28 protein-coding genes are annotated in these 24285 nt (G+C 37.3%); 10 read left to right on the top strand and 18 right to left on the bottom strand.

The window, feature by feature from the left end; translation table 11 throughout:
• Window positions 1–121: 121 nt before the first annotated feature.
• Both argS and SNE38_RS05855 read right to left on the bottom strand, forming a co-directional pair.
• Window positions 122–1789, bottom strand: coding sequence for an arginine--tRNA ligase (argS, locus tag SNE38_RS05860; protein ID WP_191703238.1), 1668 nt, complete (start codon window positions 1787–1789; stop codon window positions 122–124).
• Window positions 1786–2229 carry a DUF1934 domain-containing protein gene (locus tag SNE38_RS05855; protein ID WP_191703239.1) on the bottom strand — a complete coding sequence of 148 codons (444 nt, stop codon included), beginning with the start codon at window positions 2227–2229 and terminating at the stop codon, window positions 1786–1788. The genes argS and SNE38_RS05855 overlap by 4 nt, the downstream gene beginning before the upstream one ends.
• Window positions 2230–2424: 195 nt before the next feature.
• Between SNE38_RS05855 and SNE38_RS05850 the strand changes: the two genes are divergently transcribed.
• Window positions 2425–3507 carry a diguanylate cyclase domain-containing protein gene (locus SNE38_RS05850; RefSeq protein ID WP_336046093.1) on the top strand — a complete coding sequence of 361 codons (1083 nt, stop codon included), beginning with the start codon at window positions 2425–2427 and terminating at the stop codon, window positions 3505–3507.
• A 50-nt stretch (window positions 3508–3557) separates the two neighbouring features.
• Here SNE38_RS05850 and speB read toward each other — a convergent pair whose 3' ends face one another.
• Window positions 3558–4430 carry an agmatinase gene (speB, locus tag SNE38_RS05845; RefSeq protein WP_191703241.1) on the bottom strand — a complete coding sequence of 291 codons (873 nt, stop codon included), beginning with the start codon at window positions 4428–4430 and terminating at the stop codon, window positions 3558–3560.
• A 330-nt stretch (window positions 4431–4760) separates the two neighbouring features.
• Between speB and SNE38_RS05840 the strand changes: the two genes are divergently transcribed.
• Window positions 4761–6818, top strand: a complete 2058-nt coding sequence (locus SNE38_RS05840) for a transglycosylase domain-containing protein (protein ID WP_408022376.1) — start codon at window positions 4761–4763, stop codon at window positions 6816–6818.
• A 331-nt stretch (window positions 6819–7149) separates the two neighbouring features.
• Here the strand turns inward: SNE38_RS05840 and SNE38_RS05835 are convergent, their stop codons facing one another.
• On the bottom strand, window positions 7150–7662 hold the full coding sequence (locus SNE38_RS05835) for a YwhD family protein (RefSeq protein ID WP_336046091.1): 513 nt from the start codon (window positions 7660–7662) through the stop codon (window positions 7150–7152).
• Between the two features lie 65 nt (window positions 7663–7727).
• Here SNE38_RS05835 and SNE38_RS05830 point away from each other — a divergent pair, with 65 nt between their 5' ends.
• Window positions 7728–7913 carry a 2-hydroxymuconate tautomerase gene (locus SNE38_RS05830; protein WP_191700766.1) on the top strand — a complete coding sequence of 62 codons (186 nt, stop codon included), beginning with the start codon at window positions 7728–7730 and terminating at the stop codon, window positions 7911–7913.
• 287 nt (window positions 7914–8200) lie between these two features.
• Here SNE38_RS05830 and SNE38_RS05825 read toward each other — a convergent pair whose 3' ends face one another.
• Together SNE38_RS05825 and SNE38_RS05820 are read right to left on the bottom strand one after the other, a co-directional pair.
• Window positions 8201–9508, bottom strand: a complete 1308-nt coding sequence (locus SNE38_RS05825) for an HD domain-containing protein (RefSeq protein ID WP_336046090.1) — start codon at window positions 9506–9508, stop codon at window positions 8201–8203.
• Window positions 9509–9699: 191 nt separating this feature from the next.
• Window positions 9700–9924 (bottom strand): DUF1450 domain-containing protein, encoded by a 225-nt coding sequence (locus SNE38_RS05820; protein WP_008404549.1) that lies wholly within the window; start codon window positions 9922–9924, stop codon window positions 9700–9702.
• Window positions 9925–10146: 222 nt separating this feature from the next.
• Here SNE38_RS05820 and SNE38_RS05815 point away from each other — a divergent pair, with 222 nt between their 5' ends.
• Complete coding sequence (locus SNE38_RS05815; RefSeq protein ID WP_191703244.1) at window positions 10147–10788, top strand: RsfA family transcriptional regulator; 642 nt, start codon at window positions 10147–10149, stop codon at window positions 10786–10788.
• A 13-nt stretch (window positions 10789–10801) separates the two neighbouring features.
• On the opposite strand, the gene SNE38_RS05810 is transcribed toward SNE38_RS05815, so the two are convergent.
• Window positions 10802–11629: a lipoate--protein ligase family protein gene (locus SNE38_RS05810; protein WP_191703245.1), complete on the bottom strand. Its 828-nt coding sequence runs from the start codon at window positions 11627–11629 to the stop codon at window positions 10802–10804.
• A 164-nt stretch (window positions 11630–11793) separates the two neighbouring features.
• Here SNE38_RS05810 and hemQ point away from each other — a divergent pair, with 164 nt between their 5' ends.
• On the top strand, window positions 11794–12531 hold the full coding sequence (gene hemQ / locus SNE38_RS05805) for a hydrogen peroxide-dependent heme synthase (RefSeq protein ID WP_191703246.1): 738 nt from the start codon (window positions 11794–11796) through the stop codon (window positions 12529–12531).
• Window positions 12532–12546: 15 nt separating this feature from the next.
• On the opposite strand, the gene SNE38_RS05800 is transcribed toward hemQ, so the two are convergent.
• Both SNE38_RS05800 and SNE38_RS05795 read right to left on the bottom strand, forming a co-directional pair.
• Window positions 12547–12693: a hypothetical protein gene (locus tag SNE38_RS05800; RefSeq protein ID WP_336046089.1), complete on the bottom strand. Its 147-nt coding sequence runs from the start codon at window positions 12691–12693 to the stop codon at window positions 12547–12549.
• Window positions 12694–12767: 74 nt separating this feature from the next.
• Complete coding sequence (locus tag SNE38_RS05795; RefSeq protein WP_191703248.1) at window positions 12768–12938, bottom strand: hypothetical protein; 171 nt, start codon at window positions 12936–12938, stop codon at window positions 12768–12770.
• Window positions 12939–13346: 408 nt separating this feature from the next.
• Between SNE38_RS05795 and gerQ the strand changes: the two genes are divergently transcribed.
• Complete coding sequence (gene gerQ / locus SNE38_RS05790) at window positions 13347–13658, top strand: spore coat protein GerQ (protein ID WP_191703339.1); 312 nt, start codon at window positions 13347–13349, stop codon at window positions 13656–13658.
• A gap of 68 nt (window positions 13659–13726) precedes the next feature.
• Here the strand turns inward: gerQ and SNE38_RS05785 are convergent, their stop codons facing one another.
• The 6 genes from SNE38_RS05785 to SNE38_RS05760 all read right to left on the bottom strand — a co-directional run bounded on the left by SNE38_RS05785 (window position 13727) and on the right by SNE38_RS05760 (window position 18376).
• Window positions 13727–15412 (bottom strand): methyl-accepting chemotaxis protein, encoded by a 1686-nt coding sequence (locus tag SNE38_RS05785; RefSeq protein WP_191703249.1) that lies wholly within the window; start codon window positions 15410–15412, stop codon window positions 13727–13729.
• A 20-nt stretch (window positions 15413–15432) separates the two neighbouring features.
• Entirely contained in the window at window positions 15433–16608 is a 1176-nt protein-coding gene (locus SNE38_RS05780) for an amidohydrolase (RefSeq protein WP_336046088.1), read from the bottom strand.
• Window positions 16609–16745: 137 nt separating this feature from the next.
• Window positions 16746–17123, bottom strand: coding sequence for a DUF423 domain-containing protein (locus SNE38_RS05775; protein WP_191703251.1), 378 nt, complete (start codon window positions 17121–17123; stop codon window positions 16746–16748).
• Between the two features lie 51 nt (window positions 17124–17174).
• The gene (locus SNE38_RS05770) at window positions 17175–17447 is read right to left on the bottom strand and encodes a YwdI family protein (RefSeq protein WP_191703252.1); all 273 of its coding nucleotides are present in this window, start codon (window positions 17445–17447) and stop codon (window positions 17175–17177) included.
• Window positions 17444–17626 carry a uracil-DNA glycosylase gene (locus SNE38_RS05765; RefSeq protein WP_225223709.1) on the bottom strand — a complete coding sequence of 61 codons (183 nt, stop codon included), beginning with the start codon at window positions 17624–17626 and terminating at the stop codon, window positions 17444–17446. Before SNE38_RS05765 ends, SNE38_RS05770 begins: the two co-directional genes overlap by 4 nt.
• Before the next feature lie 39 nt (window positions 17627–17665).
• Window positions 17666–18376, bottom strand: coding sequence for a uracil-DNA glycosylase (locus SNE38_RS05760; protein WP_191703253.1), 711 nt, complete (start codon window positions 18374–18376; stop codon window positions 17666–17668).
• A 162-nt stretch (window positions 18377–18538) separates the two neighbouring features.
• Here SNE38_RS05760 and thiD point away from each other — a divergent pair, with 162 nt between their 5' ends.
• The 3 genes from thiD (at window position 18539) to bshB2 (ending at window position 20540) form a co-directional block, all read left to right on the top strand.
• Complete coding sequence (thiD, locus tag SNE38_RS05755; protein WP_336046087.1) at window positions 18539–19387, top strand: bifunctional hydroxymethylpyrimidine kinase/phosphomethylpyrimidine kinase; 849 nt, start codon at window positions 18539–18541, stop codon at window positions 19385–19387.
• A 111-nt stretch (window positions 19388–19498) separates the two neighbouring features.
• A complete protein-coding gene (locus SNE38_RS05750; RefSeq protein WP_191700754.1) occupies window positions 19499–19849 on the top strand; it encodes a YojF family protein in 351 nt (116 codons plus the stop codon).
• A 13-nt stretch (window positions 19850–19862) separates the two neighbouring features.
• The gene (bshB2, locus tag SNE38_RS05745; protein WP_336046086.1) at window positions 19863–20540 is read left to right on the top strand and encodes a bacillithiol biosynthesis deacetylase BshB2; all 678 of its coding nucleotides are present in this window, start codon (window positions 19863–19865) and stop codon (window positions 20538–20540) included.
• A gap of 120 nt (window positions 20541–20660) precedes the next feature.
• On the opposite strand, the gene larA is transcribed toward bshB2, so the two are convergent.
• From larA to SNE38_RS05730, 3 genes are read right to left on the bottom strand one after another with little or no spacing between them, the layout of a single operon-like run.
• Window positions 20661–21923: a nickel-dependent lactate racemase gene (gene larA / locus SNE38_RS05740; protein WP_336046085.1), complete on the bottom strand. Its 1263-nt coding sequence runs from the start codon at window positions 21921–21923 to the stop codon at window positions 20661–20663.
• Between the two features lie 13 nt (window positions 21924–21936).
• Window positions 21937–22482 carry an ECF transporter S component gene (locus SNE38_RS05735; protein WP_336046084.1) on the bottom strand — a complete coding sequence of 182 codons (546 nt, stop codon included), beginning with the start codon at window positions 22480–22482 and terminating at the stop codon, window positions 21937–21939.
• Window positions 22479–23021 carry a nucleoside/nucleotide kinase family protein gene (locus tag SNE38_RS05730; protein ID WP_191703258.1) on the bottom strand — a complete coding sequence of 181 codons (543 nt, stop codon included), beginning with the start codon at window positions 23019–23021 and terminating at the stop codon, window positions 22479–22481. Before SNE38_RS05730 ends, SNE38_RS05735 begins: the two co-directional genes overlap by 4 nt.
• Window positions 23022–23157: 136 nt before the next feature.
• On the opposite strand from SNE38_RS05730, the gene SNE38_RS05725 reads away from it, so the two are divergent.
• The gene (locus SNE38_RS05725) at window positions 23158–24252 is read left to right on the top strand and encodes a CdaR family transcriptional regulator (protein ID WP_336046083.1); all 1095 of its coding nucleotides are present in this window, start codon (window positions 23158–23160) and stop codon (window positions 24250–24252) included.
• Window positions 24253–24285 lie beyond the last annotated feature (33 nt).

Here is a 24285-nt window from a genome sequence, read left to right as displayed (position 1 = left end):
CATAGAGGTGGCATTGCAAGTCTAAAGTGGAACGATTGCGGGAGAAAGGAGAATATATTCAAGCTAATGAAAAAACACCCTATTTTCCGCATAAAGGAAATAGGGTGTTTTGAAATATAAATTACATTTTCTCAGGTGCACTTACTCCAATTAGTTTCAATGCATTGGCTAAAGTTGTTTTTACTGCTGTAATTAATGCTAAACGAGCTTCAGTTAGCTCTTTATTATCTTGGTTTAAAACTTTTTCTGCATTGTAGAAGCTATGGAATGCTGCTGCTAAGTCCTGGATATAGTTCGCGATACGGTGCGGTGTACGGTGTTTCGCTGCATCTGCCACGATTTGCGGGAATGCACCTACCTTTTTCAGAACATCTTCTTCTTTTTCTGCTACAAGTAAGTTCAGGTTTTCCAATGATGCTTCAAAACCTTGCTCGCTTGCTGCACGTAAAATTGATGAAATACGTGCATGTGCATACTGCGCATAATACACTGGGTTTTCATTCGATTGTGATACTGCTAAATCTAAATCGAAGTCCATGTGAGAATCTCCTGCAGTTTTCACGAAGAAATAACGTACTGCATCCAGACCTACTTCTTCCACTAACTCACGCATTGTTACAGCATTACCTGTACGCTTACTCATTTTGAATTTCTCGCCGTTCTTGTAAAGCTGAACCATTTGAATTACTTCGACTTCCAATGTTTCACGCTCATAGCCAAGTGCTTCAATAGCCGCTTTCATACGTGGGATATAGCCATGGTGGTCAGCACCCCAAATATTGATTAATTTATCAAATCCGCGACGTAATTTATCTTCATGGTAAGCAATATCCGGAGTTAAATATGTGAATGAACCATCGTTTTTAATTAACACTCGATCCTTGTCATCTCCAAATGTTGTTGAACGGAACCAAGTTGCTCCCTCTTCATCAAATACATGGCCATTTGATTTTAATTTCTCTAATGCAACATCGATTTTACCGTTTTCATATAAAGATGTTTCTGAATACCATACATCAAATTCAACACGGAAGTTTTTCAAGTCATTTTGTAATTTTGCTAATTCCAGTTTTAGGCCATGCTCACGGAAAAATTTGAAGCGTTCTTCTTCAGTTTTGTCTAAAATCGAAGCACCAAATTCTTCAGCTAATTTCCCAGCGATAGCGATTATATCTGGACCGTGATAGCCATCTTCCGGCATCTCAGCATCCATGCCTAAAGCCTGTTTATAGCGTGCCTCTAATGAGTACGCTAAGTTGTTGATTTGGTTACCTGCATCATTAATGTAGTATTCGCGAGATACATCAAAACCGGCAAAATCCATAACGTTACATAAAGAATCCCCAACAGAAGCACCGCGGGCATGTCCTAAGTGTAAGTCGCCTGTTGGATTCGCCGATACGAACTCGACTTGTACTTTTTCACCAGCACCAGCAGTAGAACGACCGTAATTTTCACCTTGTTCGAATGCTGCTTTTACTACACCTGCCAAAAAGTCTTTACGAACTGTAATGTTTAAGAAGCCAGGACCTGCGATTTCGATTTTTTCGATATCTGTCCCTTCTGTATTTACATTCTCTAAAATGCTTTCTGCAATGGCACGCGGCGGCTTTTTCGCCAGTTTAGTTAATTGCATCGCTACGTTTGTGGCAAAATCACCGTTTGCTTTGTCCTTTGGTGTTTCCAGGTGAATATTTACTTCTGTGTCAGCTTCGACTAGGCCGGCCTGATTGATTGCCGCTTTTAAAGTGTCTTTAATCGATTGCTGTAATTGTTCTACTGCGTTCATGAATATACCTCCGTAAATTGAATTTCCAATGTGTATTGTCCGACAGAATTGCCGCCTATTATAAGATCATATTGCGTTTTAAAACGCCCTGATACTTTTTCGTTTTGTGTTACTTCAATGGCTAACTGATGTGTATCGGTAACGATTGGCAATGATCCGAATGGACTTTCATAATGCCCATTTTCCCGTAAGCCTGGATTTAAAGGGAGACGCATGTTGACACCACCGCTTCGCATTATAAAGGCTTTCGCTTCATTTAGCTTTATTGTCGTTTGAATTCGTGCGTCTTCCTGAATTTCCTCATAGCGTAAATAATGATTAGCGCCTTTTTCTACACAGTTGCCTTCCAGCCACATTTCGTATTTTTCAAGCTCGCCCTCGGTAGGAATGATGGAGGAAATTAGCTTAATTTTGACTGTTTTCCCATTCTCGTTCGCCACAGCAGTCAGCTCCTATACATATATTTCTATAACCTTTTTATTATAGGATAAGTTTATCTCTTTAAGCAACATTGAACTTAAACTTAGATTTAGTACCTTTATCACCCTATTTTTGAGTATTTTTCCGTTAATTAAATCATTTTTATAGTATTTCCGATAGAAAAGAGTAATGATTATTTTATAAAGGAGTTAATTATGTTTATCGAAATATTGTCTTATTTTTGTATATTATTTACGTTTACCCTATTAATTTACTGGCCATTTATCAATTACTTTAAAATTACGCCATTTATCGATCGATCAATTCCTTATGTGACAGGTATAAAATTCGGTGTGACGGGGCTAATTTTGACATATTCCGCAATTAATCTTGTTGACGGTGTATTGGTAAATTCCCAGTTTGTATCAGTCCTGTTCAGTGGTTTATTAGGTGGACCATTTGCGATTTTAGTAAGCGGTCTTATTATAGGAATCGGTCGCTTTTTCTTTTCAGAGGTAACGATGATTTCTACTATTTTTAACTATAATTTTATTTTACTAGTACTGTTCCTGTTTCTAATTACACGAAAATATGAAATGACTTCTAAAACGGTTTTCACTTATTTTTGGCTTTGTTTGGTTGAATCGATTTTGATTTCTTTTATAGGACTTTGCTTTAGTAGTCAAGGATACGGATTCCTCCTGCTATATGGTTTATTTACAGTTTTCGCATTTTATTTTATTTACATTGTTATTCATCAGGTGAAACGTACAAATGATACTGTACAGGAAACCAATTATTTGCGGAAAATTGATTATTTAACACAGTTGCCTAATACAACAGAATTTGAAAAATGTATTCAACAACTTATGAAGAAAAATGAGATATTCAGTTTATTATTGGTAGATATTCGAGATTTAAAAATGATTAATTCCAAATACGGGTACCCTACAGGAGATTTAATCATTAAGCAGCTGGCTCTTCATTTAAAAGAATATGCAGATAAAAATGATGCATTTGTTGGTCGGCTAAGTGGTGAGGAGTTTGCCATTATTCTAAAGGATACCCCTCCTGCTCTAGCGATATTTGAGGCAGATAATTTAATACATACTATTGCCCAGCAGCCCTTTAATGTAATAGACAAAGAAGTAATTTATATTTCCGTCACCATTGGATTAAGCTCTTTCCCTGATAATGGTGTTACTTCCCGTAGTTTGACGGAAAATTTAATTAGAGCATCTCAACATGCAAAATCAAATAAAACTTCAGGCTATTTTCATGCAAACAACTTAAAGTAATTACTTAAAAAGCGAGCGACAGAAATTCGTCGCTCGCTTTATTTTTATCCTTATTTCACCCAACCTAAAATCATTTCGCGGATTAATTTCGCTGCTGTGTTTACTGTTATTTCTGCATGGTCGTAAATCGGTGCTACTTCAACAAGATCAAAGCCGACAACATTTACTTCTGAGTGCGCGATTTCATGAATTGCAGCTAAAAGTTCTTTTGGTGTAATACCACCTGCATCAACAGTGCCTGTACCAGGAGCATGTGCCGGGTCCAATACGTCAATATCGATTGTCACATAAACATTGCGTCCTTTTAATTTAGGTAGGATCTGCTTTAAAGGCTCGAGTACTTCGAATAATGAAATGTGCATCCCGTTTTCCTTTGCCCACTGCAATTCTTCCTTTAAGCCTGAACGAATTCCAAATGAATAGACATTTTCAGGTCCGATTGTATCAGCGATTTTACGAATTGGAGTTGCATGTGAATAAGGTTCGCCTTCATAATCCGTACGCAAATCTGTATGCGCATCAAAATGGATAATGGCTAAATCTGAGTATTTTTCGTATACCGCTTCCATTACTGGCAATGATACTAAGTGTTCGCCACCCATACCAACTGGAACTTTGTTATCTGCCAATACTTTACGAACAAATGTCTTAATTTCCGCCAATGATTTTTCCGGGTTACCGAACGGCAGTGGAATATCTCCAGCATCAAAGAATGGAACATCCGCTAATTCGCGATCCAAGTAAAAGCTGTATTCTTCCAAACCAACAGATACTTCACGGATTCTAGCTGGGCCAAAACGTTGGCCGGGACGATAGCTTACTGTCCAATCCATTGGCATGCCGTATAGAACTGCCTTACTTTCCTCGTAATTTTGATGGCTTTTAATAAACATGTTACCCGCATATGTTTCGTCAAATCTCATTTACAATCACCTACAACTTTCTCTATTTTAAATTATCAATTATAAATAAATTTGTTCTTAATTTCGTATGCATAGCGAACGGTGATTTTGCTCATACTAAATCTAACAAATGAAACTTTTGATCGCTATTTTCGTATAATTAAGTATAACTGACAAAATTCGACATTATGAATACGTATTGTCATAGCAGAATAAATGCTTACTTCCATTTAATGTGCTACGACAAAAGTATAGTTGTTTTCATTAAAAGTGCAATAGAATTTTTGTAACTTTTTGTGAATGAACGAAAACTTTTTACTAACTACTAAAAAAGAAATGAGGTGAAAAAACTTGAAAAGACAGCAATATAAAAAACGAAAAAGCCGTAAAAGATTTATGAAAAAAATAGGTCTCGTTACTATTGCCCTTTTATGTTTTTTCGCTGTAACGTTCCTTTCATTGCGTATATATGCACAAGTTGCTGGAGCACCTCCACTTACGGTCCCGAAAGCTTCGATTTTTTTGGATAGCGACAATAATCAAATTGGCGATTATTTCACCGAGGAGCGTCGCTATTGGACAGAATTGGATGATATTTCACCTTATTTAGTTGATGCTACAGTTGCTGTTGAAGATAAAGATTTCTTTAATCATAGTGGTTTTGACTATTCCCGTATTGCTGGAGCCGTCTTAGCGGATCTTAAAGCGGGAAGCAAAGTCCAAGGAGCAAGTACGCTCACACAGCAATATGCTCGGAACCTTTATTTAACCCATGAAAAAACATGGAACAGGAAAATAAATGAAGCCTTATTCGCCTACCGTTTAGAGTTATTTTACTCAAAAGAGGAAATTTTAGAAGGTTATTTAAATACTGTTTACTACGGTCACGGAATGTACGGCGTAGAAGCTGCGAGTCGTTATTTTTACGGCAAATCAGCAAAGGATTTAACATTGGCGGAAGCTTCCATGCTTGCCGGTGTTCCAAAAGGACCGACTTATTATTCGCCACTAAATAATTTAGAAAAGGCGACTAATCGTCAGCACGTTATTTTACGATTAATGAATGAGCAAGGAAAAATTACAGACGATGAAAAAACACGCGCTACGACTGAACAGGTCGCACTAAAAAGTGATCAATGGATTGCGACAAAATCGATTGCGCCTTACTTTTTGGATGTTGTTTGGGAAGAAGCAAGTGATATATTACAATCCAAAAACCTAAGTATTAGTGAAGGTGGCTGGACAATTCAAACCACCCTGAACCAGGCACATCAGCGCGCAGCGGAAAATGCCATTAAAACGAATATGCCCAATAGTGATTTGCAGGTTGGTTTTGTCAGTATGGATGCACATACTGGTTTTGTAACAGCGCTTGTTGGGGGGCGTGATTATAGTGAAAGTTCCTTTAACCGAGTCGCCTTGGGAAATCGTCAGCCCGGCTCTGCCATCAAGCCGATTTTATACGCAGCTGCCCTTGAAAAGAATTTTCACCCTATGTCATTTTTGGATGTCAGTGAAACAACATTCACCTATGATAGTGGACGAGCAACTTATACGCCACAAAACGTTAACAACAAATTTGCAGACCATGCACTTTCATTAGCTCAAGCATTGGCTATTTCAGATAATATTTATGCAGTAAAGACATTGGAAGGAATCGGCTACCGTTCTTTCCGCGATATTCAAAAACGCTTTGGACTTCAATATTCTGAAAAAGATATACCGTCTATTGCATTGGGGACCGCTGAAAATTCGTTGTACGATTTAACAAATGCGTATAACATCCTTGCAGCTGGTGGAGAAAAGAGAAAACCAGTGACCGTATTATCTATTATCGATGCAAAAGGGAAAGTCGTTTATAAATATAAGAAGCCTGAGAAAGAACAGGTAATTTCCGAACAGGATGCTTTTGTTCTAACACAAATGATGACAGGAATATTCGACCCTGTATTCAGTGATTATTCCCCTGCAACCGGTCTATCACTGCGCTCTAGAATGTCCCATACGTATGCAGCAAAATCAGGGACAACTAACAGTGACCAGTGGATGATTGGCTTTACACCCAGTTTGACTGCCGGTGTATGGAATGGCTATGACCAAGGGAAGACACTATCTGTCCAGGCAGATATGGCAGCTTCTAAACAAGTGTGGATTGAATTTATGGAAACCGCCCTTAATGGAAAGGCAAACGAAACTTTTAAAATACCAAGTGGAGTCGAGCCTGTTACGGTCGATATTCTGAGTGGTAAGTTAGCCGATCCCTCTTGTCCGAACCAGCGTGTCGTTTATATGAAAACAGCAGATATTCCTACTGAATCCTGTGGAACATTCGATTTCTTCGACACAGATACATGGGGTAATTTCTTTGAAACATTACCCTTCGAAGCATTCAAAGGTTTTTGGGACTAAAAATAGAAAAGCTCTTTCGTTTCCGGTTCTAGTCCGTAAAACGAAAGAGCTTTTCTATTGTGGTTAACGAAAGGATGAGAACCATGGGGCATTCGGCTTGGGAATGTTCAAATGCCGCATAATACTCATCACTATTCATTTCCCACATGTCCTAGCCTACTACTTTGCAAGCTTTAAATTCAGTTTACTTTCTTTTGGAAGCAGTTTCAACCATCGATTTGGATGTTCTTGAAATGTCACATATTGTTCACCGAATGGATTCATTTTTCCAAAAAAGTAATTGACTGACCATAATATTTATTTGTACTTTATATTTAACCTATAAGTAATTTTACACTAAATCATTTGCTAATTTTTCATCGCTATTGTTCCACATTTCTTCATTGTGGCTTTTAAGAAAGTCTGCCAATATTTTTTTTGATGGTGCATCCATATGGTCAACGATGATATGGCGCTTCATAGATTTATCCATTCTGTTTACATGATCCGCCAATATTTTATAGCCCCGGCGCTTTTCACGGTTCACAACCATTTCACATGCAGTTACGCCTGCAAAGTAGGCACCAGATTCCTTATGGTCAATCGTCACCCATACTAACCAATAATTTTTTCCGCCTGCTGAGTCTTCACGGTTCGTTGTAAATTTAATACCACGCTCTACTTCACTTTTTGCATGCATTGCACCTATATCAACAATCGCCGTTCCTTCTGCGACATCGACAATGACTGGCGACACATTTTCTAGAGAAAGTGAGCCAATGCCAAAACCTTTATGCCCATCGGTTGGATCATTTTTAATAATCGTAAAACCCATTTTTGGTTTAGAATTTTCTTCATTTGCCATTGTAAATACCTCCAAATAAGCTAATATAAATACTATACACTATATTTTAACTAGGAGGCGACTATATGCCAATCGTTACAATTAAAATGGTTGAGGGGCGTACAGAAGAACAAAAGCGAGCGCTTGTAGAAGAAGTGACACAAGCTGTTTCAAAAACAGTTGACGCACCAGTAGAAAATGTATCCATTATTATCGAAGAAATGTCTAAAAACCACTTTGCAAAAGGTGGCGTGCGATACAGCGACAATTAATCCGTCCTATATTACTGCCAACTTAGCAATCTACAATGAAATTTACAAAGCAAAACCAAAAGCACCATTTTTCTCTAAGAGAAAAATGGTGTTTTTTTGCTGTATATAAATCGATTTCCATTCCAGGGACGCTTTTGCACGGACATGGACTTACACGAACGTCTCAAGCGTCGGTGCTCCTGCGATTACCCGCCAGCCGTTTTAATCAATTTTATAAAGTGTACGTTTCATAATAAAGCTTTTCACGTTATCTAATGAAATTTTCACTTCTGTCCTAGCTATCTTTTTTATACATGCTCAATTAGCCTCTGTATTTCTTGTCGTAACGTTTCCGGAATGTTCTCGTCTAACAATAACTCCTCCGGGTAGTAAACTTTATGGTCCACTTTTATACGGCCGGCAATCGCCTCAACTATTTGACTTTCCTCTGATAGCTCTCGTTGCTCCCCATCTTGCATAAGTAGGTAAATCGGCTTTTTCGTCCCTTCAATTCCAGGTCGGTAGAAGTCATAAGGTAAGTCCGATGTGGAATCATGCACTAAATAATAATCCGGGTCCATATCCGCCTCTATAAATAGGCGACGCAGTTCTGCGTAAACTTCGGGTTGCTTAAAAGGGTTGAGATTCGTATATTGAAACAATTTCCGATTAACAAATCTTCTACATAGATCACGTAAAATCCGATCCTCTTCCTGCATCCAAAATTGGAAGTATGCGAGCATAATACTTTCATCTAATGCTATATAATCTTCCAAAGTTACGTTTCCCTTGAAAAAAGCAACAAAAGGTGATGGCTCATATTTAAATGCATAATTATTCGCACATAACACTTTTACCCGCTTTAAAATATTATTGAGTACAACTTCCGCACTTCGCGATACAGGATGGAAGTAGATTTGTAAATACATTTGGTAGCGGCTCATAATATAATGCTCTACTGCATGCATTCCACTTTCTTTTATAACGACGCCATTTTGGCGGGGACGCATAACACGCATGATGCGCTCCATATCAAAATGACCATAGCTAACGCCTGTATAATAGGCATCACGCTGTAAATAATCCATTCGATCGGCGTCAATTTGGCTTGAAATTAAGCTGACAACCAATTCGTTAGGATATGTTTTTTCTATCACTTGGGCAACTTTTTCAGGGAAGTCTTGTGAAACTCGACGAAGCACTGCGTTCACTTCTGTCTCCCCTAATAAAATTTGACGTGTAAAATATTCATGATCGGTCTCAAATACATTCTCAAAGGCATGGGAAAACGGACCGTGCCCTAAATCATGCAATAGCGCTGCACATAACACGAGTAATCTCTCAGATTCGTCCCATTCTTTTCTTCCTCTGAATACATCATCTACAATACGGCGTACAATTTCGTACACACCCAATGAATGATTAAAGCGGCTATGCTCCGCTCCGTGGAATACTAAATATGTAGTACCAAGCTGTTTAATACGGCGCAGTCTTTGAAATTCTCTTGTTTTTATCAAATCCCAAATCACTTGATCCCGAACGTGGATATAACGATGGACAGGGTCTTTAAAAACTTTTTCCTCTAGCAGTTTTGTTTTTGCATATGTCGTCAACATAGCCGACCTCCTTATCCCTTTTTCTTATTATAAGTGAGTTTTCAATGAAATAGAAATGAATCCATTAGGCAAAAAGCATAATTGTTTTCATGTACAAAAAATTATTGATAAGTATACTTCATCTGCAAAGCCCTTATAAATGCGAAAAGGACTTGTTCTGAAAATCATTTCAGGACATGCCCCCTACGTCGTTACTTTTTTAGTTTGTCGAGTACCTTTACCATTAACTCCTCTTCAGTTAATGCGGCAACTGGACGATTGTTTACAAATGTGAATGTTTTTTTGCGGCCTGGACCACAGTATGAATGACAGCCAATTTCAATCGTTGCTTCTGGATCAATTTCTTTTAATTTTGGAATTAACGTCTTTAAATTAACGGCCTGACATTCATCGCAAACGTGAAATAAGTTTGCCATAGTGTCAACACCTTTCCCTTAGCTATTTTAACCTATTTGTTATTGTATCTCATATTGCATATTCCATTCAAGCATATACTAGCAATTCCGTCAAAGGTCTGATAGGAATATATTTCTCATTATTCTATCAACAATTTACGATATATTGAATAAATGTTTTCCCCTTTGGACATGATAGATTTACAACAACAAAACTATGAATAAGATCAGGGGGAGTTTTTTATGACAAAAACAAGACAAGATGCGTGGGTAAAAGAGAATGACGAGTTATTGGCAGAAGCTGTTTTGCGCCATGTTAAAGAAGGAAGCACACAGCTTAATGCTTTTGAAGAAGCTGGTGATCTATTGAATCGAACAGCTGCAGCGTGTGGTTTCCGCTGGAATGCAGTAGTACGACGTATTTATGAAGAAGATTTAGCACAGGCGAAAAAGGAACGTAAAGAACGTATGCGTATGATGAATACGGCAACAAAGCGCAGAACGTCACCTTTATATTTAATGCCTTCTAATGAGAGCCAGCCGACGTCAATTCCACTATCAGCTTTATCACTGGATATCGTCATTGCATACTTAGTGAAATTGCAACATACGAATTCAAATGAGCAAGATTTAGTGAAGTGGCGCAAATTAACATCACTATTAACGGAACAAAAGAATCAGCTTGAACAACAATTGGCTGCACTTCAAAAAGAAAACAAAGCGATTAAAGAAGATTACGAGCAATTTGTATCTATTATGAATCGCGCAAGAAGACTTGTGGCACTAGAAGATTCAGAGCCAAACGCACCGACGTTCAAAATGGAGCGAAACGGAAACTTAGTTTCCCAGTCATCACTAAATGATTCAGGCGAAGCGCTATATTAGCACCTCGCCTTTTTTATTTGTTTAACATTGATTCATTGCGCTTCAATACGCGCTGTAAATAATATTCGTATAATTCCATTTCACTTTTCTGCAATGGTTGTTCATTTACCTTCCCATTCCAGTGGTTCAATAGCTTGCGTAGGCGTTCATTTACTTGGGATACAGTTATGCTTTGTCCTGTAAGCTCCTGTAATGAAGCCATTACGTCCGGTTTAATGTCCGGATATTGAAATTTTGTTACCTCGCCTTTTAGACCTGCCTCGTAAAATTGCTTAATCAGCTCTGCCCGTTCACTTCCGCTGCCTTCTACACATAAGTAAATTTGTACAGCAATGCCATTTTTCATGCGGCGCTGTGATATTCCGGCAAACTTTTTACCATCGATACTTAAATCATATGAACCTGGGCAATACGAGCCGACAACTTCATATGCTTCTATTTTAGTTGCGACTTCTGGAAAAAGCTGTCGAATCAATTCGACCATCATTTCAAAAGCGTTATTAATACTAAGCGGTTTGTCTTCCCCGATGACAATGGAAATATTCAGCACTCCCGCATCCAATACAACGGCTAATCCTCCTGAATTCCGGACAATCGGTTTATGGCCATGCATTATTAATGTCTGCATTCCTTGTTCTATATACGGCAATCGGTGGTCCTGGATACCCAACACGACTGAATCGTAATGCACCCACGTACGAAGTGTTGCATCTGACATGAGCTGTCCTACAAGATGGCAAAGTGTGTCATCCATCGCGAATGACTCTAAAGGTGAGCGTTTATTCGCACTAATCGATTGATCAACGAAACGCCACTTCGTTTGCTTTAAAATTTCGTTCATATAAATACTCCTAGCTTAATTTCTCTTCACTTTAGCATACCTCAATTCAAAGTGATGTCAAATTGGTGAAAATATCGAATATGCGAGGTTGAAATGATTTTTTTTTACTGATTTATGCTACACTAACTGTGAATCATTTTCATTTACAAGGAGTGTTTAAGCACATGAATGAAGCAGCAATTACTTTAGATGGCTGGTATGCATTACATGATTTCCGCTCAATTGACTGGGCATCATGGAAATTAGTTTCAACTGAAGAACGCGAAGCCGCTACGAAAGAATTTATCGCATTTTTAGAAGACTTAAATAAAGATACAGGTTCAAATGCTTTCTACTCTATTATTGGTCAAAAAGCAGATTTCATGATGATGACATTACGCGAAACACCGGAAGAATTAAGCGAAATCGAAACAAAATTTGCTAAACTGGCAATTGCAGATTTCACTATTCCAACTTATTCTTACGTTTCGATTGTAGAATTATCAAATTACCTAGCTGGGAAGTCGGATGAAGATCCTTACCAAAACCCACATGTACGTGCACGTTTATATCCTGAATTGCCAAAATCAAAATATGTTTGCTTCTATCCAATGGATAAAAAGCGCGATGGCAATGACAACTGGTACATGCTTACGATGGACAAGCGTCGTCAATTAATGCATTCTCACGGACTAATCGGACGTAGCTATGCAGGTAAGATCAAACAAATCATTACTGGTTCAGTTGGATTGGACGACCACGAATGGGGCGTAACATTATTCTCTGATGATATGCTAGAATTCAAAAAAATTGTTTACGAAATGCGCTTCGATGAAGTATCAGCCCGCTATGGCGAGTTTGGTGAGTTCCTAGTAGGTAACTTATTAGACAACGAAAAACTAGAAAAATTATTAGCGATTTAATACTGATGTACCCGTTCACCCTTGATTATTGGTTATCCCATCTTCAAGTGGCTGAACGGGTTTATTTTTATTGGACATCTTTCTATCGATATTCGTCAATCGTCCATACTTATTCGCCACTACCCCATACATAATCGACACTTTGTGATGTATATTCGTCATTTCAAAGCAGTTATTCGCCAACGGCTTCATCCCTAAAACGGAAAAAGGTGAGTCGAACTAAATCGACTCACCTTTTACGTATGATCATCCTGCAATTTTAAAATTATAATAATGGTATTAATGAACAAACCCGTTACGATGAGAAGGATTAATAAATACCAATGGATCGGTTGCCCGTAAAATTTCGCAACCGCAAAGGACAAAAATGCACTAATAATTATCCCTAACCATACTCCTATTTTCATGACGTTCCACTCCCGTGCTTTTCATTAACACTGGGCAACAATTTTCTATTTATGTAACATATATTGCCCATTTCGTTGAAAGTTATTACTTATTTATATTAAATTATTCTATAGTATGTTAACTATTCAAAAAATAATACTGCAACAGTGTTCAACTTTTTTTTTTTATGCATATACTAAAACGAAAAAGGAGGTTACTTACAACGCCTATAGTTATAAAAGATAATCTTCTTGCTCGATTAAGATGCTACAAAAGGTCATTCGAATGCCCTGCCTAGTATTATGGACAATGGCGTAGTGGTCATATTGAAGCTGGGTGTTGAGAATCGGCAACTGCAAATTGTCTAGTGGTTTATTAAATTTACTTAATGAAAGGATGCAAAATTGACTTATTATTGGACGTCTCCAATGCAACAAATGAATCCTTCGACGCTTACGTACCCTACGACTATGCAAGGTGTAGGCGTTCCACGTGAGGAATCCTATATTGAAAATATTTTACGGTTAAATCGTGGGAAACCAGGTACGTTTTATTTTTCATTTGATAATGCGGTAGCTGGCAGCAATACGCGTGCTGTTCGCGGTGTTGTCGAAGCAGCTGGACGCGACCATGTTATTTTGCGTGATTTAAAGAATAACCATCGCTTCTTGTTCCCGATGATTTACTTTGATTATGCTGAATTTGATGAGGAATTAAGTTACTTTACACAAACACCTTAATAGGCTGCAAGTCTTTTAACATGCAAGAAAAAGCAAGGTGCAATCACTAGCACCTTGCTTTTTCCTATTTACACTTTAAATTGTTGGATTTCCTGCTGTAGGTTTTGGGCATTGTCATTTAATGTGGTTGCCACTGCATTGACTTGTTGCATCGTTGCCGTTTGTTCCTCCACGGCTGCTGCTATCATTTCAAGGTGGCTGCTCGATTCGTTTGAGCCATTGGCAATTTCATTTACCGAAGCGGTTACTTGTTCTGCACTTGCCGAAAGCTGTTCAGATGTAGCTGAAATCTCTTCAATTTGCATTGACATTTCAGTTACTGCTCCCACAATCGATGTAAATGACTGACCTGCATTTGTAATAATATCTACACCGTCTTTTACAGATATTAAAGAGTCCGATACAGCACGTTCGACATTTTCTGTATCTGCTTTAATTTCAAGTGTTAAGTTGACGATTGAATTTGCCGAGCTTTTAGATTGCTCCGCCAGCTTTCGTACTTCATCCGCTACAACTGCAAATCCTTTTCCGTGTTCCCCTGCTCGTGCCGCTTCAATTGCAGCGTTTAGCGCAAGAAGATTCGTTTGATCCGTAATTGCCGTAATGATTTGTGAGATATTATTGATTTCCTCTGTTTGTTGAGCCAGCTTCTGTACTAAATCATTGACAGAATTTGTGGAAGTACTAATTATGTTCATTTGCTGTTGTGCATCATGAATAATTTGACCACCGTTTTTCGCTGTTTGTGTCGCATCAACAGAATTACCATGTAATTTTTGAGTCGCTTCTGCAATTCTCTGTATTCCAGCTGCTGTTTCTTCCATGGCACGAGCACTTTCGTTTGAAGCGTGTGCAGAAATTTGGGATCTTTCTGCTGTATGACTAACACGCGTCGTCACATCTTCTGTTGTTGCCGTAATTTCCTCTGTACTTGCTGAAAGTTCCTGTGCTGCAGCACTTACTTGTTCAGAATTCATTTGCATATTTTTAATTAGATTTGCTAAATTATTTTTCATCATACTGAAGGACTTACCTAGCTGACCGATTTCGTCTTTTGTTTTGACTACAAAATCCGGCTGTGATAAGTCGCCTGATGCAATAATATTCGCTTCTTTTACGATATTCTTTAATGGTGATGTAATTGTTTTACGAATATATAACATTACGGCTACACCAATCAAAATACTGATTACCAAGGCGATGCTTGCCACTGTTTGAGAAAAGGCAATCGAGTTGTTGGCTTTTTTATTAATCGCTTCAAGCTGTTCTTCTTGAAATAAGACAATTTGATTTGTCACATCAAACATGCCGTTACTTGCCACATGAAGCTTCGTATTAATAAATCCATTTGCCAGAATTTGATCCCCTCGATTATATGCATCAATCATATCAAGATACCCATTGTTAAAATCATCGCGGAACTTTTTTACTTGCTCCATATATTCCTGCATCGTACCGCTGACTACCAATGTATCCAAATAATCAATTTCCGCGTCCAATAATTCATTGTACTGATTAAAACTATTGATAGATTCCTCTTTGCCGTCCAACACTATGGCACGTGCATACATCCCTTGCATTCCTATATTCAATCGAATTTGATCTACTGTGCGGATTTGCTCAACACGATGATCGAGCGCTTCGTCCATATTACCCTGAATTTCATTTAAACTAATAAAGTTAAGAACTACAGTTATCGTTATTAAGACAATCATTAATATGAAAGCAGAATATAACTTTTTACCAACACTCATTTCCATTTCCCTTCTCTCTGTCAATCATTTTCAAGAAATTCTAAGGCAGCTCGTCCTAGTACTTTTGCGGCAATCAGCATCGCTCTTTCATCAAAATCAAATTTGGCATGATGATGTGGATAAACGGTTTCCCACTGCGGATCTTTGGCCCCAGTAAAGAAAAATGTGCCTGGAATATGCTGCATATAATAGCCATAATCCTCACCAATCATAAATGGCGGACACTCTGTAACCTTTTCTACTCCACTTGTTTGCTCCGCTACTTTTGCTATAAACTTTGTTTGTTCTTCATGGTTAACAACAGGTGGGTACCCATCGAAATATTGATAACTATATGTAGCGTGCATCCCTAAACAAGTTGCTTTTAACAATAATTCAATTTCTTCTTTTATTTGCTTACGAACCTGTTCATCTAGAGCACGTACTGTCCCTTGTATTTTCACTGTATCGGCGATGACATTAAACGGATTGATCGCTTCAAACTGACCAATTGTCACAACCCCCGATTGAAGCGGTGCGATACGACGGGAAGTAATAGTCTGTACTTGAGTGACAAAGTGGGCTCCCACTACTATTGCATCCACTGAATGCTGTGGCTCTGCGCCATGTCCTCCCTTACCTTGAATCACAATTTCAAACCGGTCTGCCGCTGCCATAATTGCCCCATCTTTTACAAGCACTTCGCCTAGGGGGGTTGGCGCCCATAAATGCGTCCCAAAAATAACATCTACACCGTTTAGACACCCATCTTCAATCATGGCCAATGCACCACCTGGAGCAATTTCCTCTGCATGCTGATGAATAAAAACGATGTTACCCGACAATTGCTCTCGCATGCCCACCAAGACTTTTGCTAAAACGAGCAACGTTGCCGTATGACCATCATGACCACATGCATGCATTACACCGTCGTTTTTAGACTTATAGGGCAAATCATTTAATTCCTGAATAGCCAATGCATCAAAATCCGCACGTAAAGCTACCGTTTTTCCTGGTCTTGCACCTCTTAGTGTGGCTACAACTCCACGTCCCCCTACATACTCGCGCACTTCTAATCCAAGCTCACGGTGAAAATCCGCAATATATGCAGGTGTATGTACTTCTTCATGCGATACTTCAGGATGCTCATGTAAATAGCGACGTATAATCACCATTTCTTCAAAATGATCTTCTAGCTTTAATAATAATTGGTCCATTTTCCTTACCCCTTTACTAGCCTACTTTATAACTATACAATAAATTCAAACAATTTAGATAAAAGTTTTATTTTTCCTATTAAAATAATAAAAAAAGCATATACTTCCATTTTTAGGAGTATACGCCTTCTATTTTTCTATGCCTTTTTTACTACTGACATTATAACCATTATCCAACCAATTAAAAATAGGACACCACCGATAGGAGTAATTGCCCCCAGTATGCCGATTCCTGTTAAAGCTAATACCATTAGACTACCTGCAAAAATGACGATTCCTGCATTAAAACAGATCATTGCTATTTTCAGTTGCTTTACTTCACCTAAAATAGCGTTTGACATTAAAATTCCGACTAATATTAGTGCTGCTGCATGAAACATTTGATATTGTATAGCCGTATCCCATATTCCCGTACTGTAGTCATCCAGCATATCTTCCAATGCATGTGCTGCGAATGCGCCTAATGCGACTGCTAAAAAACCATGAATTGCACCTGATATAATTGAGCCTTTCATTTTCTTACCTCTTTCTTTTATCTATTCAATAATTCTCTATTTTAATAACGATTAAAAATCAAAAAGTGAATCCCCATTTGCATCCTCTTCCTCGAGCTTTTGCGCCGGAATTGCAATAGGCTGTGTATATACCGGTGAGGAAACAGTTGTACTGACAAGGTTTGCAGCTGGGAGCTTTGTGGAGTTTATTTTTTCGTCCAATACGACATCACATAATGCACGAATAGCCGTGAGCTTTTCACGAGCCAGTTGCTCCGTTGTTGCATGAGTAGCTTCTGCGGTTAACTTTTCAATTTGTTTGATGATTGTTTCATACGTGATCATCTCCCATTGTCCCCTCCTCTATTTTTCGGCACAAACTTTAAGCAATCCATTCCTGATGACTGTTTTACAACGAGAGATGGTAGCTGCTTAGTTTTAAAACCATAAGCCGTGCACCCGCGCGGATTATTTTGATCCCATGTCACACGGAAAAAATGACATTTAAAGCAATCAACTTTCATTTGCCGCTCCCTCTCTTTCTATCATTACTTTACCATGCTTCACAGTAAAAGTTTAGATTGTTTAGAACCACTTTCATCTAAACACCAATTGATGGGCTTTTCACCTATCGAAAGAAGTGCTTCATTTGTTTTTGAGTAGGGTCTGCTTCCAAAAAATCCGCGATGGGCGCTTAATGGGCTTGGATGAGGTGCCTGGAGAATAATATGCTTATCGGAAATTCGTTCAATTAATATCCGTTTACTTTGCGCCGGCTTTCCCCATAATAAAAAGACGATTGGTTGAACACGCTCTGCAAGTTTTTCGATAACTGCATCAGTAAACTGTTCCCATCCTTGTCCTTTATGAGAATTCGCTTTTCCTGCCTGTACAGTTAATACCGTATTCAACAATAAAACACCTTGCTTTGCCCAAGATGTTAAGTCTCCATGCCCAGGTATTTCACAGCCCAAGTCCTGCTGTAACTCTTTCATCATATTCCTTAAGCTTGGTGGCATTTTTTGTCCCTGCTCGACCGAAAAGCTGAGTCCATGCGCCTGATTGGGACCGTGATATGGATCTTGTCCTAATATGACTACTTTTACCGAATCATAATCCGTCAACAAAAGGGCATTTAAAATATGTTCCTTTTTTGGGTAAACAGTACCCATTTCATACTGCGTTTCTAAAAAGCTTTGCAAGTTTTTATAATAAGACTGCTGCGCTTGTGTCGCCAAAATTGCTTTCCAACTATTTGTTAATTGTTCAATCATAATTTCACCTCATCTCAAACGGTATTGAAATTCATAGAGAAGTTCAAGTAATTTCTTCTGACCTTAAAGTTTTTTCTTTTTCTGGCTATTTTTATATAGTCAGATAAGCGCTATACTAAAGACAATTATTATTCGAATATTCATTTTAAGGAGATTTGCTTTATGACACTTAAAAAAACTTTAACAATTGCAGGGTCTGATACTTCTGCAGGTGCAGGAATGCAGGCAGATTTGAAAGCTTTCCAGGAACATGGTACTTACGGAATGGTCGCATTAACAGTAGTCGTAACAATGGATCCTAAAACTTGGAGCCATACTGTGACACCATTGCCGACAGACCTTTTGCAAAAACAAATCGATACAGCCCTTTCTACAGGAGTAGATGCGATTAAAACAGGGATGCTTTCTACAGAAGAGATTATACAAATGGCTTCACAGGCCATTCAATCTTCAGGAACGAATAAAGTAGTCATCGATCCGGTAATGGTATGTAAAGGCGATGACGAAGTATTAAATCCTGGCAATACAACAGCTATGGTTAATTATTTATTACCTCATGCTACAGTTGTTACACCTAACCTTTTTGAAGCAGGTCAATTAGCAGGGACAGGTACACCCAAATCAATTGAGGAAATGCAAGCCGCTGCACTGAAAATACATGAGCTTGGGGCAAAAAATGTTGTCATTAAAGGCGGAAAAGCTTTAGTGCATGATAAAGCCGTGGATTTATTCTATAACGGGAAAGACTTCAAATTACTTGAATCCGAAAAAGTCACTTCAACTTATAATCATGGAGCAGGCTGTACATTTGCAGCGAGTATTTGCGCCAACTTAGCAAATGGTCTTTCTGTTGAAGAATCCGTAATAGAAGCGAAGGAATTCGTTTCGGCTGCAATTAAACATGGTTGGGCTTTAAATGCCCATGTTGGACCAGTTATGCATGGTGCTAAACCTCGTTTCGGTGCACCTGCAGTATCGGTTTCGACGATCCCAAACTACATTAATGCATAAAATATACTAAGTCGCACAAGAATTCGCTTCTTGTGTGACTTTTTCTTTTCATACTTCGTAAAGTTTGACTATACTATTAGTAGATAGATTCGAAAGGAGTTAATAAGAGTGATGAAGGAAGTAAATACTAACGAGCTCCAGGAATTACTTAATTCTTTTGCGAACAAAGACGTTTTTATTCATCTAGAAACTACAAATGGCTCTTATGCAACACACTATAATGAAAACTTTTTCAATGCAGGGGCTTTTATCCGTAACGTACAATTACGTTATGAATTAGGGAAAGTTGTAGGGGACGCCCCACACCGCGTTGGCTTAAAAATGCCACATGGTTGGGTTTATGCACAAGGAATTACACATTTTGAATTGGATGATCAAGGTCGCTTATTAATGGCTGGAATAGATAATACAGGAAAGCTAGCGATTGCGTTGGAAATTAGCGAATCGCCATTTGCTTATTAAGGAGGTTGCTTACATGACATTACAAGAAGAACGCCATGTTTTGGTCGTTTACCCTCACCCAGATGATGAAGCCTTTTCGGTTGCAGGTACATTACGCTTATATCACAATATGGGAGTTCCTGTTACATATGCTTGTTTAACATTAGGTGAAATGGGTCGTAATCTAGGAAATCCTCCGTTCGCCACTCGCGAATCATTGCCGGAAATACGTAGAAAAGAACTGATTGCTGCTTGTGAGGCGATGGGTATAGAAGATCTACGTATGATGGGTTTACGTGATAAGACGGTAGAATTTGAAGATGATGAAAAGATGATCAAACTAGTAACCGATTTAATTGTGGAACTTAATCCTTCTTTAATTTTCACATTTTTACCTGGATTTGCAGTGCATCCCGACCATGAAGCAACTGGTCGTGCAGTAGTAGAAGCCGTTCGTCGGATTAATAAGAAATATCGCCCCCGTATTTTAGCCTGTGCTTTTGCCAATGATACAGTCGAGAAAAATGGAGAGCCTGATGTAACAATTGATATTAGCTCTGTCAAAGAAGACAAATTAAAGGCGCTAAAAGCCCATATTTCGCAAACTGGCTGGATGTTGCAGGAAACAGCAAAACGTGTCGACGAAGGTGAAGTTTTATCGGACAGCTGGTTAAATACCGAAAAATTTTACAATGTTGTGTTTAACGATTGATTCTCTTTATTATATAATCTGTAGAGACTACGACAAAAAAACTCGAAATAAAAAGCGTCGCAAATTTTGTTTTGCGACGCTTTTTTTTTATGTCTATCTGAAATTGGAAATAGATTAAACCTATTCTTCTACATAAGGAATAGTTAATGGACCAATTGGTAATATTGCAATAGAATAGTTTGGACCATATTTCTCCTTCAATTGCTCTAATAACACTTCAATATCTTCTACATAATTTAACATACTATTTTCAACTTGTTCTCGTGTTAATGTTGAATATAAATGTACGTCCGACCATACTTGAATAACAGCTTGTTTTTGAACCTGCCATTGATCAAACTTTTTAAAATTTTCATCATTAATCATATCAAGCAATTCTTGAGGAGTTTTTCTCATTTGTAGTATTTCCGCATAATTTCCGTGGTTAGGTAAACCATCTATGCATTCTGCCGCACAAATAATCGTACCGCCTTCTTTTACAATTTTTTGCGCGGCACTCATCCCTTTTACCGCTTGATATAAATTTTGGTCTAATGGATATCCAGAATTTGAAGTAATCACTACATCAAATCGATCTTCGCATTTTACCATCGTATGTTCTTTTACATATGCACAGCCTAAATCATGAGCTTCAATTAATTCCCCTGCAAATACATTTGTAATTTTCTTTTCGCGATTTAATGTAACGTTTAACATGAAATGTGGTTTACACATACCATTAATTTCACGTGTCATATCTTGCAGTGGATTATCAATCATATTTCCCCATGTAGCTAAAGGATGTCCAATCATTTTTGCATTGTGAAATGTCATAATTGTTTCAATTCCAGCAATACCAGGCATAATTCCTTTTGGTCCTCCAGAAAATCCAGCAAAAAAGTGTGGCTCAATAAAGCCTGTTACGATTCTAAAATCAGCTTCAACATACTCCGAATTCAACCAAACATCACAACCAAATCTACTTGTTCCAACTTTCGTTTGAGTTGATTTATCATGACAACTATTATTGATAATCCTAATGTTATTGACAATATCTTCACCCAACATTTGAATAAATTCTTCTTCCGTTTGATCACGATGTGTTCCCGTACCATTTATAATAACAAAATTCTCTTTTGGTACATGGGGCAGTGCATTAATAATCGCAGGAACTATTTTCTCATTTGGTGTAGGACGAGTAATATCACTTATAACGATTGCAACTTTATCTGTTTCTTTTACGATTTCATGTATCGGTGAAGTACCAATAGGGTTTAATAGCGCTTCGTTCAATGCACCCATCTCATCCTCTACCCCATTAATGCTTTTTGGTTCCAAAACGACAGAATGGTCAGGTACATTAATTTTTAATTCTCCTTTACCATACAATAAAGATACTTCCATTGTATTTCCCCCTCTATGCATTCACTTGTGGAAGCTTGTTTTGTGTTTGAATTTTTTCAATTGCTTTTACAAGTGGAATAATGATTATTAATTGAATTAGAATTCCTGGTAAAGCTATTATGAATGCGGCTTGAATAAACATTTGTAAACCAAAATCGAGATTTGAGAATCCGTATAAAATAGCTCCTGCAACTCCGAATACTATTCTCCCTATTAACAGCGAAGCTAAAAGGCTAATATATGGATTTAATTTCATGTTTTTATATGTGTAACCAGCTACAAAACCATAAGTAGCCAACTCAAACATCATACTAAGACCTACAGGAAAAATAATTGGCATTCCAGAAATCAAAAAGGCAATAAATGGAGTAAGTATTCCTGCAAGTAAACCATATTTTTTTCCACATATAAAACCACACAGTAAAATAGGGATATGCATCGGTAATAAAATAGCTCCTGGAGTACCGAGTGGTAAAACCTTAACAATTTGCGCCAAAACGATGGCTATTGCAATAAACAATGACGTATATACTAAATACCGTGCTTTCAATTGCTTCACTCTCCAATTCGGTTTAAATATTCAAAATACCTGTCCTCTAAAGGAATCCATTCTTGAATATACTTTTCTACTATTTGAGGTGTATTTCTCTTTTTAAGCCTTGTCATTTGTTCTGACTTTGTAATTTCTAAAACTAACGCATAATCTATATATTTTTGAAGTGTTGGGTGTAATGCATATACACCTTCTAATAGCAAAACTTTGCTTTGCTGTCCTTGTTTTTCTTCATAAGTTTTTGTTTGACAATTAAACGCTCTATAATGAGAAAATTCTCGGTTTTTAAAAGGAATGCAAATCTCTTCCTCCACTCTTCTATAATCTACATTTCCCCCTATTTCAGCTAGCCTTTCTGGTGTTTTCATATTCATTGGTAAGAAAAAATGATCCATCGGTATCATAACTATATTAAATTTTTCTTTTAATTTTTGAGACAAAGTTGTTTTCCCACTTGTTGCTGGACCATCTATCGCTATAATAACCGGTTCATCTTTTTCTAGTGATTGCTGAATTATAAATTCTATATCCTTTATTTTCTCCATTAGTACACCCTCCAAGCATTTTGTAAAGACATAATATTTTGTATTTTTCGAATATTACTATTATACTTTACCAATATACCAACTAAAATAAAATTTAACAGGAATTAATAGTCCGACTAATTTATGAGGTGCAAATATGTTAACAAAGGTTTTAGCTGAAGCTATCGTTAATGAAACTTCAAAAGTACTTTCGTTAAATGTTAATATAATGGATCTGGAGGGAATTATAATCGCTTCTAAAAATCCTTCTAGAATTTCTCAATTTCATGAAGGTGCTATAATGGTCTTTAAAAAGAAAAAAGTAATTAAGATATTTAAAGAAGATACAAAAAAATATCAAGGTACACAGGAAGGTATTAATATTCCAATCGAATTTAACGACGAAATTGTTGGTGCAATCGGAATAACAGGTGACCCTAATGAAATCGAGGAAATTTCTAATATAGTCAAAATGCTCGCTGAATTATTATTAAAGCAAGCGCATTTAACTTCTGCAAATGAGTTTAAAAATATTCAACAATCCTTAATTATTGAGGAGCTAATGCAACCTTCCATTAATATCGTAAATTTAAAACGTCTTCTTTTTAATTTGGATATCTCTGTAGAGAAAAAATATTTAATTACGGTTGTTGAAACTAATAATCATTTTGAAACAAATACAAAAGATTATTTTATTTTCATGAATGATTTAGTTACTCGAGCAACATTACATAAAAAAATGTCCATTAGTCGATATCTATTAGTCTTCGATCTTTTGGTTCAACCAATGGGAACAGTAATCAACGATTTCAAAAATTTTATCAATCTTAGTAAAAACGTTAAAATTGTTTATACTGCCCCTATAGATAATATTACAAATTTAAAATCAGCTTATGAAGAATGTGAATCGCTATTAAACTTAAATATAGAAAATAATATTATTAATTACCAAAACCATCAAATAGAAGGCATGCTCGCACAAATCCCTTTAAATGCTGCAAAAAAATTTTTAAATAACTCAAATTATCGATTTATCCTTGATAATGAAGAAATGCTTTCCACTTTTATAAAATCAAATTTAAATGTTAATATCGCAGCTAAAGCATTATTCATCCATCCAAATACATTAAAGTATCGTTTAAATAAAATTCAAAAAGAAACTCTTCTTAATCCTCGCAATATTAACGATATTATTACGATCAAATTTATTTTATGGCTAAACCAATTTTCTTTGCAGCGAAATAGTATGTGATTAAAATAGGAAATGGCTGTAGCATATATGATG

This window comes from Solibacillus ferritrahens (assembly GCF_037027585.1).
In the GTDB taxonomy this organism is placed as follows: domain Bacteria; phylum Bacillota; class Bacilli; order Bacillales_A; family Planococcaceae; genus Solibacillus; species Solibacillus ferritrahens.
This window is presented reverse-complemented; position numbering and strand designations above follow the sequence as displayed.